Genomic DNA, 2,021 nt, shown 5'->3' on the forward strand with positions numbered 1-2,021 from the left:
TTAAAGCAGAACGAGGCGGTATCATGACAGCGCTACCTTGCAGAGATGTACTGTGTCTACATTTTACTCAATTTTGGGGCTGTGAAAAGTTTTTAGAGGCTCCCTCTCCAGTATTGATGAACCTATTTTATTGATGTTCACAGGCGGAGAAGTAGCCCCCCGCCTTCATGTTACTTAGCAATGTGTATTGTTGATTAAATGAGGGAATAAATATGAGCACACAAGATAAAAAACCTGATGTACCAGACTTAAAAGATACTGCATCATCACCAACACAGCAACCAATTGAAAATACTGGTTTTATGAATGAATCAACTTTACCTGTTGGTGTCCCTGTTCCTTGGCCGTCAGAAATCCCCCGGAAGGCTGGCTCAAATGTAACGGTGAAGCATTTGATACAGCAAAATATCCGAAACTTGCCCTTGCCCATCCATCCGGCAGATTGCCTGATTTAAGAGGTGAATTTATACGTGGCTGGGATGATGAGCGAGGAGTGGACTCTAATCGCAATGTTTTCTCGTGGCAAGCTGACAGTACAAAAAGAATACAGCTTGCGGAAGGTAACACCGACTATACTCATTATCTAGTCCTTTACCAAGGATCCCTAGATAAGCTCCACTACCCGATAGGCAGGGATACGACAGGGAACGTTACTAAAGATTCAATTGCTAACAATACAGGTGGCAACGAAACCCGCCCCCGTAATATTGCATTCAATTACATAGTAAGAGCAGCTTAATTCTGAGCTAATACGATAATATCTAACCCGCAACTTTCGGCGGGTTCATCGGACGAAAATTTGGCTGATTGACAGGCCAAAGTGAGTACCACGACAACAGGGCTCCTTAAACTCAAGGAATCCCTATAGTAATTTCACCAAGTTGCTCAGTATTTAATCGATCCGTTTGAAACGGAAGAATATCTGCACCATGCAGGAGATACTATCAAGGGGTTAAAGGGTTAAAGGGGAGGATTGTCCTCTTTAACCTTTTAACTAATTCAAGATATAAAAAGTGAGATTCCTCGCCTTGTTGCATAAAACTCAAAAGTTACCAGATTCACCGAACAAGGAATTCTACATTTATATCTATATTCGATTCACTTCCGTAAACTTTAATTTGATTGCAGTTGGCATCTTCATTACAAATAGCGCTCTTGACTATATCTGAGCACCCTTTAATTTGTGTATACCACCCTGAATCGTATCCATGCTCAAAGCTTAAAGTACAACTCACAGAACCACTAGAAACAGCCCAATCAACCCGCTTGGTTACACGTGTACAACCACTAAATAAATTATCATTGTCCTGTAAGTAAATACTTTGCTGGTTGCCAGACTCAATATTTATCTGATCTGCACCGCTATCGTACATACATTCAGTGCTTTTTTTAACCATCATAAGGCTGTTTTCAGAAAAAGAGGAATTTTTTACTTCCATATTATATTCAGCAGAAAAAACGGGCTGTTTTTCTGCATTAGTATTTTCTTCAACTGCAAAGGCCGAAAACACTAATAAATAAGATAACGTGACTGGAATTGCGCTAAATATAATCTTCATATCATTCTCCTTTACTAATGAAATCATTCAAAATAAAAATTCGCATTACTTCACCGTGTATGGAGCACTGAGATGATAATCGCCAATATCATATAGGTTATTTACCTATCTGCTTTAGTATAAACAAGCCACTCTGATAAACGTAACTCAAAAATCAACAGGTGATTGAGGTTGTTCCATATTTAACCCGCAACTTTTAGCGGGTTCATACCAATCATGAAAATCACCTGTCAATAATATAACTAACGATACTGTTTCAAATTTAAATAATAACTTTTAGTTGATCTCTAAGAGAATTAATTATGTCCATAATCTCACAAATTAAGCAATTTCCGATCAACATATTAGCGGGGGTGATGTAGGGTGTGGTGGGACTGAATTCAGATTACGTATAAGTGGTTATAAAAACAGGGTTTATTATGAAGATAAATTTTTATGCATTCTATCAAGAAAATAATGGTA

1 protein-coding gene and 1 pseudogene are annotated in these 2,021 nt (G+C 38.2%); one reads left to right on the plus strand and one right to left on the minus strand.

The features are described 5' to 3' along the window. Positions 1-311: 311 nt before the first annotated feature. Positions 312-509 (plus strand): annotated as a pseudogene (locus tag Xbud_RS21520) (phage tail protein); the annotation flags it as partial. Between the two features lie 549 nt (positions 510-1,058). On the opposite strand, the gene Xbud_RS18850 reads toward Xbud_RS21520, so the two are convergent. Then, positions 1,059-1,559 (minus strand): hypothetical protein, encoded by a 501-nt coding sequence (locus Xbud_RS18850; protein WP_099137512.1) that lies wholly within the window; start codon positions 1,557-1,559, stop codon positions 1,059-1,061. Between the last annotated feature and the right edge of the window lie 462 nt (positions 1,560-2,021).

The organism is Xenorhabdus budapestensis (assembly GCF_002632465.1).
Taxonomy (GTDB): Bacteria; Pseudomonadota; Gammaproteobacteria; order Enterobacterales; family Enterobacteriaceae; genus Xenorhabdus; species Xenorhabdus budapestensis.